This window comes from Draconibacterium sp. (assembly GCF_041583095.1).
In the GTDB taxonomy this organism is placed as follows: domain Bacteria; phylum Bacteroidota; class Bacteroidia; order Bacteroidales; family Prolixibacteraceae; genus Draconibacterium.
On sequence record NZ_JBFHGM010000097.1, the window covers coordinates 1 to 16,249 of the forward strand.

12 protein-coding genes are annotated in these 16,249 nt (G+C 39.7%); 6 read left to right on the plus strand and 6 right to left on the minus strand.

Annotated features, from left to right (window positions below; translation table 11 throughout):
* Window positions 1-131: 131 nt before the first annotated feature.
* Together ABZB17_RS10835 and guaA are read right to left on the minus strand one after the other, a co-directional pair.
* On the minus strand, window positions 132-1,766 hold the full coding sequence (locus ABZB17_RS10835; RefSeq protein ID WP_372650137.1) for a S41 family peptidase: 1,635 nt from the start codon (window positions 1,764-1,766) through the stop codon (window positions 132-134).
* A gap of 77 nt (window positions 1,767-1,843) precedes the next feature.
* Window positions 1,844-3,373 (minus strand): glutamine-hydrolyzing GMP synthase, encoded by a 1,530-nt coding sequence (guaA, locus tag ABZB17_RS10840; protein ID WP_372650139.1) that lies wholly within the window; start codon window positions 3,371-3,373, stop codon window positions 1,844-1,846.
* Between the two features lie 204 nt (window positions 3,374-3,577).
* On the opposite strand from guaA, the gene ABZB17_RS10845 reads away from it, so the two are divergent.
* From ABZB17_RS10845 to ABZB17_RS10865, 5 genes are all read left to right on the plus strand, one after another.
* A complete protein-coding gene (locus tag ABZB17_RS10845) occupies window positions 3,578-6,001 on the plus strand; it encodes a LysM peptidoglycan-binding domain-containing protein (protein ID WP_372650141.1) in 2,424 nt (807 codons plus the stop codon).
* Window positions 6,002-6,072: 71 nt separating this feature from the next.
* A complete protein-coding gene (locus ABZB17_RS10850; RefSeq protein ID WP_045029603.1) occupies window positions 6,073-6,606 on the plus strand; it encodes a hypothetical protein in 534 nt (177 codons plus the stop codon).
* Window positions 6,607-6,710: 104 nt separating this feature from the next.
* Complete coding sequence (locus ABZB17_RS10855) at window positions 6,711-7,613, plus strand: alpha/beta hydrolase (RefSeq protein ID WP_372650143.1); 903 nt, start codon at window positions 6,711-6,713, stop codon at window positions 7,611-7,613.
* An 83-nt stretch (window positions 7,614-7,696) separates the two neighbouring features.
* Window positions 7,697-8,227 (plus strand): NUDIX domain-containing protein, encoded by a 531-nt coding sequence (locus tag ABZB17_RS10860; RefSeq protein ID WP_372650145.1) that lies wholly within the window; start codon window positions 7,697-7,699, stop codon window positions 8,225-8,227.
* A 3-nt stretch (window positions 8,228-8,230) separates the two neighbouring features.
* Entirely contained in the window at window positions 8,231-10,012 is a 1,782-nt protein-coding gene (locus ABZB17_RS10865; protein WP_372650147.1) for an aminopeptidase P family N-terminal domain-containing protein, read from the plus strand.
* Window positions 10,013-10,173: 161 nt separating this feature from the next.
* On the opposite strand, the gene ABZB17_RS10870 is transcribed toward ABZB17_RS10865, so the two are convergent.
* The 4 genes from ABZB17_RS10870 to ABZB17_RS10885 all read right to left on the minus strand — a co-directional run bounded on the left by ABZB17_RS10870 (window position 10,174) and on the right by ABZB17_RS10885 (window position 14,707).
* Complete coding sequence (locus tag ABZB17_RS10870; protein WP_372650149.1) at window positions 10,174-11,355, minus strand: ATP-binding protein; 1,182 nt, start codon at window positions 11,353-11,355, stop codon at window positions 10,174-10,176.
* A complete protein-coding gene (locus ABZB17_RS10875; RefSeq protein ID WP_372650150.1) occupies window positions 11,356-11,763 on the minus strand; it encodes a response regulator in 408 nt (135 codons plus the stop codon). It abuts the gene before it with no gap.
* Between the two features lie 7 nt (window positions 11,764-11,770).
* Window positions 11,771-13,183, minus strand: coding sequence for an ATP-binding protein (locus ABZB17_RS10880; protein WP_372650151.1), 1,413 nt, complete (start codon window positions 13,181-13,183; stop codon window positions 11,771-11,773).
* Between the two features lie 174 nt (window positions 13,184-13,357).
* Window positions 13,358-14,707, minus strand: a complete 1,350-nt coding sequence (locus ABZB17_RS10885) for a sodium:solute symporter (RefSeq protein WP_372650152.1) — start codon at window positions 14,705-14,707, stop codon at window positions 13,358-13,360.
* A gap of 186 nt (window positions 14,708-14,893) precedes the next feature.
* On the opposite strand from ABZB17_RS10885, the gene ABZB17_RS10890 reads away from it, so the two are divergent.
* Window positions 14,894-16,249 (plus strand): GNAT family N-acetyltransferase (locus tag ABZB17_RS10890; RefSeq protein WP_372650154.1); only part of this gene is annotated, 1,356 nt, incomplete at its 3' end.

Genomic DNA, 16,249 nt, shown 5'->3' on the forward strand with positions numbered 1-16,249 from the left:
TAATAACCCGGTTGGCCACGTTAAAATGTGTTGTTTTATGGAAAAGAAAATGTAAACTAAACCAAGAATGGCTCCCAGTATTTCAATATAATTACCTAAGAGCCATTCCAAAACTATATCAGTCATAAAATTTAATCAACGGTATCAACTGTAACCAAGAGCGTTGCATATTTATCCTGGTTATCAAAAACCTCAAGAGCTTTTAAAATAGCATCGTCATCTTCGTTCAAAATTTTATACATGTCGTTTCTGGAGTAAACATCGCGGGCGATCAAAGCTTTGAGTTCGCGCTTAAGTTCATCTTTAAGGTATGATAAACTTTCTTCGTCTTTCTCAATTCCTTCCTCAATACCACCGGCAACCACCTGTTCAATGTTCTCTTCAGTGATTTCGAATTTGTCATTGAACTTGTCAAAGTCAGAATACTGTTTCGCAATGTCTCCACGATTAAGATCAACATAATCCAAAACAAAATTATAGGTAACCCGCTTTCTTCTGAGGTTATTTATGTAGGCATAATGCGAAGATGTGTCCATCGGAACAAAAATATCAGGCATCACACCGCCACCTCCGTATACATTGCGACCATTAACCAGTGTTTTGTGTTTTAATTCATCGTCAAAATGAATACTGTCGGCATTAAACATCTCACCGTTACTAATTCGGTTGGCATAATCTTTACGGTATTCGCTAATGCCCTCTTCATAAGGCTTCTGAATACATCTGCCACTTGGAGTGTAATAGTGTGCGGTTGTCAAACGAATCATCGACCCGTCATTCAGGAAGAATGGTTTTTGCACCAATCCTTTTCCAAACGAGCGACGGCCAATTATTACTCCGCGATCCCAGTCCTGAATGGCTCCCGATACAATCTCACTTGCTGAGGCCGAACCTTCGTTAACCAAAACAACCACTTTCCCGTCCTCAAACGAACCTTTTGCTGTTGCTTTGTAGTCTCTTTTCGGATCGTTTGTTCCATCAGTATAAACAATCAACTGATCATCGGTTAAAAACTGATCAGCTAATTCAATGGCCGACTTTAAGTAACCACCACCATTGTTTCGTAAATCGAGAATCAGGTTTTGGATTCCTTCCTTTTTTAAATCCGACATGGCCTCTAAAAACTCATCTGTAGTTGTTGCCGAGAATTTATTTAGTTTGATATAACCGGTAGACTCATCCAGCATATACGAAGCATCCAGACTGTAAATAGGAATTTTATCTCGTTCAATGGTAAATTCAAGCGGATTGGTTTCGCCTTTTCTGGCAATTGTTAAGTCAACCTTAGTCCCTTTTTCGCCACGTAACAAATCAAAAACATCCGAATTCTTCAAGCCTATTCCGGCAATGTTTTTGCCATCAACCTCAATAATCCGGTCGCCTCCACGCAATCCAACTTTCTCGGAAGGTCCTTCGGCAATTACCGTAGTCACCATCAAGGTATCCTTGTAGATGTTGAATGAAATCCCGATCCCCTCGAAGTTACCTTTAAGCGGTTCGTTCATTTTATCCACTTCTTCTTTCGAAATATACGTAGAGTGCGGATCAAGCTCTTCAAGCAAATGAACAATGGCTTTTTCCGTTAAGTCGCTAACATCTGATGAGTCGACATAATAACCATCAACCAAACGCAGTAACCTGGCAAATTTTACCTGGTTTTCCTGCACTTCGTTTTGTGCCTGAACTGAAACAGGACCAATCAGAAAGAAAGCTAAAAATATACCTAAGCCAATTGTTTTAATATGTTGAATTTTTGTTACAGCCATAATTCTCATTTTTTATTTATAACGAAACAATTACGCAATAAGTCTGCCAAATTTGATTTCGTTACATTCTGCAACAACTATTCCCACTCAATTGTTGCAGGTGGCTTCGAACTAATATCGTAAACTACACGATTGATACCACGAACTTTATTTATGATTTCGTTCGACATTTTTGCCATAAAATCATAGGGAAGATGTACCCAATCGGCAGTCATTCCGTCGGTTGAGGTTACGGCGCGCAAAGCAACGGTATTTTCGTAAGTACGTTCGTCGCCCATAACACCTACCGATTGAACAGGAAGTAACATAACGCCTGCCTGCCAAACTTCGTCGTACAGTCCCCAGCTTTTTAGTCCGTTAATAAAAATGGCATCAGCTTCCTGTAGCATACTAACTTTTTCAGGAGTTACATCGCCAAGAATACGAATTCCCAATCCCGGTCCCGGGAATGGATGACGGCCTAACAATTCTTTCTTAATGTTTAAAGCAGCACCTACCCGACGCACTTCATCTTTAAATAAAAGTTTAAGCGGCTCAACCACTTTTAGCTTCATTTTTTCAGGAAGTCCGCCAACATTGTGGTGTGATTTGATAGTTGCAGAAGGTCCGTTTACCGATACCGACTCAATTACATCGGGATAAATTGTTCCTTGTGCCAACCATTTTACATCTTGTATTTTGTGTGCTTCTTCATCAAAAACTTCGATAAAGTTGCGACCGATAATTTTTCGTTTTTGTTCCGGATCAGTAACTCCGGCCAAATCGTCCCAGAATTTTTTGCGGGCATCAACGCCAATTACATTTAGTCCCATGTCTTCGTACGAATGCAAAACATCCTCAAATTCGTTTTTGCGAAGCAATCCGTTGTCAACAAATATACATGTAAGATTTTTTCCAATGGCCTTATTTAATAATACACCGGCAACCGATGAGTCAACACCACCCGAAAGACCAAGAACAACTTTGTCGTTACCCAGTTGATCTTTTAATTCCTGAACCGTTGTTTCCACGAATGAGTCAGGAGTCCAGTTTTGTTCGCATCCACAAATTGTGGTAACAAAATTCTGTAGCAACTGCTTTCCTTCAGTGGTGTGGTAAACCTCGGGGTGGAATTGAATTGCCCAGGTTTTTTCGTCATCAACTTTATAAGCTGCGTAGTTTACATCTTCGGTTGATGCAATTACTTTATAATTTTTAGGAAGTTTTACGATGGTATCGCCATGCGACATCCAAACCTGCGAGTGCAGACTGATGTTTTCAAACAGAATACTATCATGATCGATAAATCCCAGATTTGCTCTTCCGTATTCGCGTGTATTCGATGGAGCCACTTCGCCTCCATAAAAATGTGCCATATACTGTGCTCCGTAACAAACACCCAATACCGGCAGCTTGCCTTTGATTTCTGATAGGTCAGGACGAGGTGCATCTTCGTCGCGAACCGAATATGGACTACCCGAAAGGATCACACCTTTTACACTCTCATCAATTTCCGGAAAGTGGTTAAAAGGATGAATTTCGCAATAAACATTTAGTTCGCGGACCTTACGTCCAATCAATTGTGTGTATTGAGAACCAAAATCAAGGATTAAAATCTTTTCCTGCATGAAAAACTTCTTTAGTTAATGAAAGCACAAAAGTACTAATAACGTGTCAAAATCTTTTCAAATGTGAATGAAATTAAGGTTCGTGTTAATATTAGGATTGTGTTTGCCCCAAAATATGTGAAATTAATTCCGAAACTATGCGTTAAGATTTAAGTGTTCTTTCAGAATTACTAAATTTGAGCGAATTTTTAAATCCACTTTTTAATGAGAAGTCTTTTGCTGCTATGCATGGCATTTTTACTGTTGTTACCAACCGAACAGGTTTTTGGGCAGAATTTTGCACAAAACGAGGTGGTTATTTTTCAAGGCAAAAAGTTTGTTATGCACCAGGTGCGCACAGGCGAAACTGTTTATTCGCTAAGCAAGAAGTTTGGTGTATCAGAATCAGCGCTTGAGGAAAACAACCCGGGAATTGATAAAGGACTAACGATAGGGCAGGTACTAAAGATTCCTTATGTCGAAGGCATCGAACTTCCGAATTCTTCATCAGACCAAAAGGGTGATCCGTCAGGATTTACCAAATATGAAATTGAGTCGAGAAAAGAAACGGCTTATTCCATAGCCAAAAAGTTTGGAATAACCGTGGAGGAACTGTATGCCTACAATCCAACCGTTCGGAAATTTAAAAAGCGAACTGAACTGAATATACCATACTGGGAAAAAGAAACAACTTCAGAAACCGACGATTTAGCTCAAAAAACCGAAACGGGCGAGCACACAATAGTACATCAGGTGGTTTCAGGCGAAACCTTCTTTTCGCTTGCCCGGAGATACGGAATTACTGAAGGAGAAATTCTGGCACAAAATCCCGATGCAAGTCAGCTAAAAACAGGAATGACATTGATAATAAAAACCGGCACATCGGTGGGAGATGTAAATAAACCCCAGCCAATTGAATATGCTGGTGGTCGAAATTATATCGAACACATTATTGAATCGGGTGAAACCATGTGGGGTATCACCCGCAAATACAATGTGTCGGAAGAGGAGCTAAAAGTGATAAATCCAATTTTGAATACGGGATTTCCGGCAGGAGCAGTAATTAAAATTCCGGTTGCAGAAGCCAGCGAACCAATGGCTAAACCGGTAAACGAAGAAGCTTTTGAACAGCATTTGGTGGAAAGGGGCGAGACTTTATACGGTTTATCCAAAAAATACAATGTTAGTATTCCCGACATTAAGAAGTATAATCCAATACTCGATCGTCGGAATCTGGCATATGGCGAAACCATTTTAATTCCTAAAAAACCTGAGGAAGTTTTTGCTCAGCCAGAAAGTGACAACATTGTGATTGCCGATATTGATTCGGCTAAAATGCTGGAAGAATTTTATGCGGTGGAAATGCCGGTAGAAATTCCCGAGTCGTGTGTGCCTGATTTTTCAGGTTCGTCTTCGGGGAAAACATACAATGTAGCCTTGTTTTTACCATTTTATTACGAAGCGAATGATACGCTGAACCGTGAAGATCTGGTAATTGATTCAACAGCACTTTTTACAAGTGAGGAAACAGAAATTGCGCAGGACACAACCATTGAATTGGAAGTGCGAAAGGAATTGTTTAAACAGTTTTACGGCGGAAGTGAAAACTTCGTGCAGTTTTATGAAGGTGTACTTTTAGCAGTTGATTCCTTGCAGAATATTGGTTTTAATGTAAAACTTAATGTTTTTGATACACAGCGAAACAAAGATTCGATACGCCAGTATTTTATGGCTAACGATTTTTTCCTGACTGATTTGATTATCGGGCCAATTTTCCCCAGGGTACAGCAGGAAATTGCAGCATACGCAGCGAAGAATCGGATTCCGATTGTTTCGCCACTTGCTTCGCAGAGTGCGATTACACAATCGAATTCCAATTACTTTCAGGTAAATCCGTCGCGCGATTACCTGACTCGTCAAACGGCAGAGATGATGGCCGAAGAGCACTTTAACAGTAACTTCATTATTTTAAAAACCTCGAATTATTCGGGAACTCCCGAAGGCGAACTGGTTGAATTATTGCGCGAAAAATTCTTCAATTCAGGAATGTTAAGCAGTTTCGAGGGAGTTAACTTTACGATTTACGATTTTGAAAACGAAGGCAGTTTTGGCCTGCGACGAATAATGTCGAAAACCAAAGAAAATGTGGTTTACATTCCTTCGGAAAACGAAGGCGAGTTAAGTGTGGCCATTTCGAATTTAAACAACCTGTCTGATGAGTATTCGATTACCTTGATCGGTTCAAACCGTTATCCAAACTATTCGAGCATTCAGTTGGAACAGTTTCATAATCTGAAACTGAAATACATTGCGCCATATTACACCGATTATACGAATAAGCAAACCATTAATTTTGTTGAAAAATACAAGAACAATTTCGGAACGGAACCTGATAATTTTAGTTTCCAGGGCTACGATGTAACGCTGTATTTTTTAACGGCATTAATAACTTACGGTAACGATTTTGCCGCTTGCCTGCCTTACCTGCATACTTTCCAAATGCAGGGAAATTATCATTTCGGGCAGCTTACACAGTTTGGTGGTTATATGAATGAAGGGGTTTCTGTAATTTCGTATACCCGCGATTACGAAGTAAAACGTAAACGTGTGAAGGGGCAGCCACGTTTGATTATGGCCTCAGAATATTAACAGTTGGTAGCTATCTTGTACACTTTTCCTGAAAATATTTTATCTTAACCAATCAATAAATTAAACTTAAAATGGAAGATTTAACTGTTGGAACAAGGGTTGAACATCCGCGGTACGGAGAAGGAATAATTAGTAAAGACAACCTTACTGCTTACGAAATATTTTTTGAGCGTGGCGGTAAAATAGAGATTACTAAGCGAAATACCGACCTTACGGTTTTGGAAGCAAATGAAGCTGCACCAAAATCGCAACTTTCAATTGGCGAAATAGAGAAGGTTTTAAGCTATGTACTTGATAAACATGCAGCATTGAATGAAGTGGTTCCTTTAGGCGAAAAATGGGAAGGCGGAACGATGATACTTCAACCGGCCAATCCGGATTTAAAACCAAAGGAAATTCCTGTTGAAACCTTCTTTCACAAAATTGTAATGTTACGCGACAGGCTGCGTGTTTTGGAGCAAAATATAAACAGCAGTAAATCGCTTACCGACGAAGAAAAAGTAAATATTCAGCAATACATAACGCGTGCCTATGGTTCGCTAACTACTTTCAATGTATTGTTTGCCGAAAAGGAGCATTATTTTGTTGGAGCAAAAACTAAATAATAATGAAACGAACATGAATTTTTGTTCTTCAAATCGCAAACAGGAAGAATCAAAATTTATCGGGAGTTACATCACATACAAATGAACTAAACAATTTTAATGAGATGAAAAAAATCAACCTAATCCTAGTCTTTTCATTACTAACCGTAATTGTTATCGCACAAAATAAAATAGTAAAAGTGTGGCCAAACGGCGCACCAAACGACAACGGCATGACCGAGCCCGAAGAGAAATACGACGGAGTACGTGTACGAAAAGTGTCGGAAGCAGAAATGTATGTTTTTTCGCCTGAAGCCGAAATTAATACCGGCGCTGCCGTGGTAATTTGTCCGGGCGGTGGTTATTGGGTAGAGGCAATGGACCACGAGGGATACGACATTGCAAGTTTTCTACAGTCAAAAGGTATTACCGGAATTGTATTAAAATATCGTTTGCCCTACGAAAATCACGAAGTTCCGTCGAGCGATGCACGGCAAGCCATTCGAATTGTGCGTGCCAATGCAAAAGAGTGGGGCATCAACCCTGAAAAGATTGGAATTGCCGGTTCTTCAGCGGGTGGTCACCTGGCGTCAACTGCCGGAACCGTTTTCGATTACGGAAATAAAGAAAGTTCAGATAAGATTGAACAGCAAAGTTGCCGGCCCGATTTTATGTTGTTGTTGTATCCGGTAATTACCATGGATGAAGAATTTACTCATTTGGGATCTCGCGGAAACCTAATCGGCAAAGGACATGATAAAGAGCTGATCCGTAAATATTCGAACGAGTTAAATGTGAGTGCTGAAACGCCTCCAACATTTTTGGTTTTGGCCGACGACGATAAAAGTGTGGTGCCAAAAAATTCAATCAGTTTTTATTCGAAACTGAAAGAGTTTGACGTGCCGGCAGAAATGCATATTTTTCAAAAAGGAGGTCACGGCTTTGGTATTCGCAAAAACGGAATTCCGGCTGATAACTGGCCAAATTTATTTGTCGACTGGCTAAAAGCCATAGAAATAATAGAATGATGAATGTAGAATGACGATTAACGATTTACGAAGGAAAGATCTTAAATCATAAATTGTTAATCATCATTCGCAAATTGAATTAAATGGATACCCATCCTTTAAAAGTTTTAGAATATTGTCCGAAATGTGGTTCGGCAGAGTTTAACAAATCCGGCGAGCGTTCATTAAAATGTGCTGGCTGTGGTTTCCATTTATTCATAAACTCGGCGGCTGCTGTGGCTGCTTTAGTTACCGATGATAACGGAAAATTAATGCTGGTAACTCGAGGTGTTGAACCCAATTACGGTAAACTAGATCTGCCAGGCGGATTTATCGACCCAATGGAATCGGCAGAAGATGCTGTAAAACGCGAACTAAAAGAGGAGCTGGGTTTAAAAGTAAAAGCCTTGAAATACCTGGGCTCAGCGCCAAACCAATATATTTTTTCGGCGTACACGGTATTTACACTCGATATGGCATTTCAGGTTACAGCCGAATCGGTTGAGGAACTGAAACCGATGGACGATATTCTCGATTATAAGTTTTACGCTGAAGAAGAAATGAATTACGATGATATTCCTGCCCCCTCCATAAAGAAATTTGTAAAAGACTATTTTCAAGGCGCAAAGGCATAAACAATGAAGACAGAAATAAAACAACGACTAACGGCCTTGCGAGCCGAAATGAAAAAGCTCGGTATTGATGCGTGGTACATTTCAGGTACCGATCCACATTCGAGTGAATATCTCCCAAAGCGATGGGAAACACGCGAGTACATTTCGGGATTTACAGGCTCGTATGGTTTGGTAGCGGTAACGCTTGACAAAGCAGCTTTGTGGACCGATTCACGTTATTTCTTACAGGCTAAGGAAGAGTTGGAAGGTACCGGCATTGAAATGCAGAAGTTGCGCGTTACGGATGCTGTATCGCCCGACAGCTGGCTGAGCCATAGTTTGCCAGCCGGAAGTAAAGTGGGGCTCGATGCGCAATCGCTGACAGTTGGCGCTTTTAGGAGTTTGCAAAAAGGCTTTTTGAAAAAAGATATCGAACTGGTGGAAACACCCGATTTATTGGAAGCCATTTGGGAAAACCGCCCGGCTGTTCCCAACGATAAAGTTTTTGAGTTGAACGTAAAATATGCCGGAGTTGCACGACCTGAAAAACAACAAAAAATTGCTGCTGATTTAGCTTCGTTTGGTGCCGATATTCATATCGTATCGATGTTAGACGAACTGGCATGGTTATATAACTTGCGTGGTTCGGATGTGCCTTACAATCCGGTTTTTACTGCTTTTGCCGTTATTGGCGAGAATGAAAGTGTACTTTTTGTCGATCCTGCCAAGATCGAATCAGAGCTAAAATTGAAACTTGAAGCCGATGGTGTTGAGGTGAAAGATTATACTACTTTTTACAGCTACCTGTCAGAAATTAATGGGAAGACGATTTATATCGATCCGTCAACTTTAAATTTTGCGGCTTACAGTGCCTTGTCAGGTAAAAACGAGCTTGTTGAAGGGACTTCGCTGGTGGCCATTCAAAAAGCCATAAAAAATGAAACAGAGCTGGAAGGTTTCAGAAGTGCAATGAGAAAAGACGGTGTGGCATTGGTTAAGTGTTTACAATGGCTAAAACAGACAATTGGAAAAGAAACGATAACAGATTACGAATTCGGGAAAAAACTGGCCGAGTTTAGGGCTAAACAAGCGGATTTTAAAGGCGAAAGTTTTCCTCCTATTGTTGGCTACAAAAGCCGTGGTGCGCTTGTTCATCTTCATATTGGAGCCGAAGATGCTTTGCCGTTGGAAGCCGACGGGGTAGTGCTTTTTGATTCTGGTGGTCAGTACATCGATGGAACTACCGATATTACCCGCACAGTTGCTTTAGGAGCAGTTTCTGATCAGTTTAAAACTGATTTTACACTTACCCTGAAAGGAATGATTGGTTTAACACAAGCCAAATTCCCATACGGAGTAAAGGGGTGTCACCTTGATATTCTTGCGCGACAGGCATTATGGGAAAACGGTATGAACTACGGCCACGGAACCGGTCATGGAGTTGGTCATTTTCTAAATGTACACGAAGGGCCAATGTCAATCCGCCTGGAATACAACGAAAACCTGATGCTGCCCGGTCAGGTGTTATCGAACGAACCTGCGTTTTACCGCGAAGGGCAATACGGACTTCGGACCGAAAACATGATGGTTTGTGTTGAACGCGAAACCACAGAATTCGGGCGTTTCCTTGGTTTTGATACGCTTACACTTTGCCCTATCGACACTTCGTTGATAAAAGTTGATTTGCTAACCAATAAGGAACGCAAATGGCTAAACGATTACCATCAGTGGGTAAACGCTGAGTTAAAGCCACTGATGGAGGATAAGTATCACAAATTTCTGGATGAATTAACAGCCGAAATTTAGTTCAGTGATACTCTCATTACGGGAGAGAAACGAATTGTAATGAGAAGTCGAACTAATCCCGATAGCAGGGGCGTATCGGGATAAATGAGTTAATTCTCCGATGCTTGAATCATTCTTAAGAATTCCCTTTTTAATACCTTGGTAGCTTGTCAGGAGGTAGTTCATTTTGCTACCGGTAAGGTGAAACAGAAGGTACTGCCTTCATTTTCCTTACTGGTAACCGATATTTGGCCACCGTTCTTTTCCACGAATTCTTTACAAAGAAGAAGCCCTAGGCCTGTTCCGCTTTCTTTCGACGTACCGGCGCGCTGCGTTTTACTATTCAGATTGAACAGCTCATTCTTTGTTTTTTCATTCATGCCTATACCATCGTCGGTAATACAAAATTCATGAAATTCATTTTGCGTACAACAGCTTATCTCTATATTTCCTTGAATGTTAGTAAACTTAATGGCATTGGAAATAAGGTTGCGGAAAACAGTTGAAATCATGTTTTTGTCGGCATGGCAAATAACCTCACCATTTATCTTATTTGTAACGGAGATCTGTTTTGATTCAGCATGCTGTTTTAAGACCTCAATATTTTCATTAACCAACTCTACGGGATTAATATCTACAGGACTAATTTGTATGCTGCCAATTTGCGAGCGCGACCATTCCAACAGGTTTTGTAACAGAGCATAGGTATTTTTTGAGGTATCGTTGATATCCTGAACAAACTCCAGCTTATTTTCATCTTCAATTATTGCCCAGTTCTCGAGCATAGCATCTGATAGTCCCAACAGCGCATTAAAAGGGCTTTTCAGATCGTGTGCAATAATGGAGAAAAACTTATCTTTTGCAGCATTGGCTTCTCTTAATTCTTCGGTGCGCTGGGCAACCTGCACTTCCAGCGAGGCATTCAGCTCCAACAGTTCTTTGTTCTGTTTACGAATTTTAATTTCCTGTAGAAAACTTTTTACTGCTTCTTTTACCGTTAATACCAGGTCATCTTTATCCCAGGGTTTTGCAATATAACGATAAAGTTGTGCATTGTTTATGGCATTGCTAATTCCTTCGATACTGGCCTGACCGGTTAATAATATTTTTAATGACTCGGGCGAAAGTTTGTGTATTTCCTTCAATAATTCATCGCCCTTCATTCCCGGCATAATATAGTCGGATATAATTACCGGAACTTGTTGACCTTCCTCAATCAACTCTTTAAAAAACTCCAGAGCATCTTCTCCGCTGTCCGATGTTTCAATATTGTATTCTTCACCAAATGTCGACTGAAGTTGTTCCTGTATTGCTTCCAGGATTATTTCTTCATCGTCAACACAAATAATTGTTTGTTTTTTCATCTAAACCTTCTTTTCAATTTTAGACAAACCTGTTTTTATTACTCTTTCCAAATCCTCAGATGACCATGGCTTTGAAATGTACGCATGTAATTCTGCATTTTTAATAGCATTGTTTATAGCCTCCTCATCAGCTTGTCCGGTTAACATTACTTTTATTATTTTGGGGAATTTTTTATGAACCTCTACTAAAAACTCATCGCCTTTTTTACCCGGCATTAACCAGTCAGAAACAATAACCAGCACATCTACATCTTCATTCGCCAACTCTTCAATAACTTCCAGCCCTTCCTCGGCATTTTCTGCCGATTCGTATAGGTATTCGTTGCCGAAAATGTTTTTTATTTGTTCTCCCAAACTGTCGAGAATTATACTCTCGTCGTCAACACAAACAATTGCCTTTTTTTTCATAACTGAATTAATTAACCGGTAAAGTAATAATAAATGTGGTTCCTTCACCTACCTTACTTTCAAAATCCAGACTCCCCCCATGTTTTTCAATAATTTTTAAAACGAGCTCAAGCCCGATTCCTGTTCCTTCTCCGGCTTTTTTAGTTGTAAAAAAGGGTTCAAATATTTTTTCGTGAATCTCCTCAGGAATACCACATCCAGTATCAGCTATAGAAACCTGAATACGTTCACTCAGATTTTTAATGTTAATTGTTAGCTGCCCGTTGTTATCCATTGCCTGTATAGCATTAGAAATCAAATTTGTCCATACCTGCACCAATTCGTCGGGGTAACACTTAATTAGCGGAATGTCATCATCATAATTCTGAACTACTTCAATGCCTTGTTTTATGCGGTTATGGTGCAAGGTAAGAACCATATCGATATTTTCTTTGAGGTTACTGAGTTCTTTGTCTGCACCCTGATCTTTGTGGGTGAACTTTTTAAGAGCGTAAACTACTTTCGATGCTTTGTCAACTGCCAGTTTTATATTCTCCGAATTTTTTCGAACAGAATATATATCACGGATAGATTTCAAAATGAACGCGGGATTATCAACTTTCAATAGCGGTATTATTTGATCGACAACCTCGTACAGGTTCAGATAAATTACATGATCTGTCATAGTCAGCGTATCCTCATATCCTGCATTGTCGAGCTTTTCTTTTATCAGTTTTTTGTAATAGCGTTTTTCTTTTGAAATCAAAGCCGGTTTCGAGCGGTCGATAAGGTTCATTATTTTAAGAAAAACTACCAACTCTTTTTCAGATAGACGAGTGAAGAGGATATATAGGTTCTGCATTGACTCATCAAGCGAGCGGGAAATATTATCAACGGAAGCGTTTATCGCTCCAATAGGGGTGTTTATTTCGTGCGCCACACCGGCAATCAGATTTCCCAGCGCACGCATTTTTTCCGACTGTACCAATTGCGATTGCGTTTGTTTCAAATCGGCAATGGTCGCCTCCAGTTCTTCGGTTTGTTGTTTAAGTTTTTCGTTTTGCTCTCTGATGGTTTTTTCGCGCTCAATACGCCTGGTAATGTCGTGGGCAACGCCTTCAATCGATATCAGCTCTCCCTTTTCGTTGTATAATGGCGATTCGGTAATTTCTATAACTTTAATCGAGCCACTTTTTGTATACAATTCAAATTGAAATGTTTTTTGCTTTTCACCAGTGGCACTTTTTTTAAGTACTTCAATGGTTTTTTTGTTTAATTCGCTGTCGGTCATGTGTTTTACAAGACCAAGTTTTGCTTCTTCTACTTCGTAACCCAAAATATTTTTAACCGATGGGCTAATATAAAGGTAATCACCATCTATATTATGTGAATAAAAGAAATATTCGTTTCCCAGGCTTTCTATAAGCTGCTTGTATTTCATAGTCCCCTCTTGTTTAGTTCAGCATCTTTAAATTGTCGAATGTCCCCTCCCGACAGTTTTAAGCAATAATTTCGTATGGTAACGATAATTATGGGCAACAAAATAAAAACAATTGTGTGAAGATTGAATATGGATAAGTAATTTCAGATCAAATTGTGAAGAATTTAAAATCTGCTAAACTTTGAGATATGTTGATACAGATGAGTTTCCTGATTTTCGTCTGATAAACAAAAAAAGGCTGTTTACAAAATAGCTAAGAATAATAAGGCCGTTTCCAAGACTTTGATAATCGAATAAAGTTATAAGTTTGCCTGCCAAAGCTGTGATCCCTCCAACAACAATAGCCCAAATTACGTTTTTGTTGTTTACTTTAAAACCCAGCAATCCGCACAATACAGGCACAACAAAGGCCCCGGAGAAAAAACTGAGTGCCAAAAGTAAAGCCTGAATTACTGAAGTAATATACAGCGATATAAGCAGACTTAAAGCCCCAATTACAACAACGAGCCAGCGGGTGAGAGGAAGCGCTTGTTTTTTCTCAAGGTTACCGCTGAATAATTCGCTTAGAATCATACTTGATGTGAGCAATGTAGTATCGGCCGATGACATTACCGCAGAAAGCAATGCCGCGATAAACAAACCATAGGCCCAGTTCGGAAGCAGGTGGCCTGCAAATGCCATAATTCCTTCGTTTTCTTTTCCGGAATAAACACCTAAATAGGTGAGGGCAAACGATACGGGGATTAATATTGATGCCACAATTATTATGCTTCTTCGTGCTGTTTTTTCACTTCCGGCGCAAAACAGGCGCGAGTAAATATCGGGCCCCACAATAAATGTTACCGAATATGTCATTAACAGAACGATCAGGTCTACCACCGTAAATTTTGAATTGAACAAGGCTGAAAATTTTAAAGGCTCCACCTGCGTATGTTCCGGCGATTGAATGGCAAAAAACAGCAGTGCCGCTAAGCCACTAATAATTAATACAGCTTGCAAGGTATCTGTTTTCAGAATGCTTAACTGGCCGCCCAACAAGGTGTAGGCAATAAAAACCAGTCCGGATAAAATGGCCGCATTCTGATACGAAATAAAACCAAGTCCCTGCAGTATTTGAGCTGCTGCAATTATTTGAGCTGCTACAATTCCCAACCACGCCAACGGAATGATAATGGTTGAAAATCGTTCGGCTTTACGGCCAAAGAACTTTCCTAACAATTCAGGGAGTGTATAATTTCCGTAGCGGCTTACATATTTTGAAATTGGTGCCAGAAGAAACAAACCTATTGCTGCGGAAAACAAGAACCATAGTGCTGCCCAACCTCTGCTTTGGCTTAATTCAATGGTTCCCATTAATGCCGATCCGCCAAGAATTGTGGCGAGTAAACTACCGGATACAGGCAGTAATCCGGCTTTTTTCCCGGCCACATAATAATCCGATGGATTTTTGATTCGAAAGGCTGAATAAACGCCTATCCCAACTATAAAAACAAAATAAATAAGTATGGTTATTTCTGTTTGCATAATTCGCCGACAAATATCGCAATTAATGTTTCAATATTGTATTTTTGCTTGTCAATAAAATAAAATAGGAAAGCGTATTCATTTTATTGATCCCGAAAATAAGTTATAGCGTTTAATGCTACAAAAAACATAACGGGGTTGAAGTGTTAATTAGGTTTCAATTAGTTTTGATTAATAACGCAATAAATGGATTTGAATATCAGAAAATCACAGCCTGGTGATTTTAATTTCCTTGAAAAGCTGGAAAACGAATCTTTTCCGCAGTTTCAAAAAAGTTCTCGCAAAAGTATCAAACACAGCCTGGATAGTGCGTTTCAGGATGTTTTAATTGTAGAGTTGAAAGAAGGCAAAAAAGTAACTCCCGCCGGGGCACTCACTTTGTTTAAATATAAACATGCACTACGAATTTATTCGATTGCAGTGGTGGGAGAATACCGAAATTTCGGTTTAGGTACTTTCATGTTGAATTATGTGAAGAACCTGGCAATTGAAAATCATTTTCAAAAAATATTGATCGAGGTTCAGTCGAAAAACAACGAGCTGATTGAGTGGTATAAAAAAAAGGGATTTAAGGAGTCGCATACCATTGCTGATTATTACGCGAGTGGGGAAGATGCTGTAAAAATGGAATTGAGTTTGGAAGCGGAAGAGGTTCGGAAAAAGACCACAAATATTATCGTAATCAACCAACCACACAAATGGACTTTTACCGATGTAAACGCTAAAGTTATTTCGGTAAAAGAATACATTAGCAACCCGGTTTACCAGAACAGTGCCGACATACGTGTTTTTAATCTCTGCAGTTCGTACAAATACCAGAGTTACGGTTATTATGTGTCGTTGCTGGCTGCAGCCCGCGGGCACCGTGTAATTCCCAGTTCGGTTACACTGCGTGATTTTAAAATGCTGAAGGTAATCCATTCCACATCGTACGATATTGATGAATTGATAAACAAAGCGCTGCAAAAAGTAAAAGACGATAAATTTCAGTTGAAGATCTATTTCGGACAGACAGCCACAAAAGGGTTTAACGCAATTGCCAACCGGCTTTACCTGCTGTTTGAAACGCCGCTTTTCGAGATTGAATTTGTAAAACAGGAGAAATGGATAATTAAGGGTATAAAAGTACTTACCTTAAACAAATTGCCCGAAAGTGAAATTGAGGTTATTTACGAGTTTGCACGTAAATATTTTAGCAAGCGGCGTTTTAATAAAACCACGCTAATCAATTATAAATACGACATTGCCATTTTGGTTGATCCTGAGGAAGAAACGCCACCATCGTGCAAACGGGCGCTTCAAAAGTTTAAAGCGGCGGCCAACCGTAAAGGTTTGTATGCTGAGTTTATAACAAAAAACGATTTTGATAAAATAAACGAATTCGATGCGCTTTTTATCCGCGAAACCACGAATGTAAACGACCATACCTACGAATTTTCGCGTATGGCCTACGCCGAAGGGTGGGTGGTTATTGACGATCCGTGGTCGATATTGCGGTGTTCCAATAAAATATTTCAGAACGAGATTTTCAGAAAACACAAA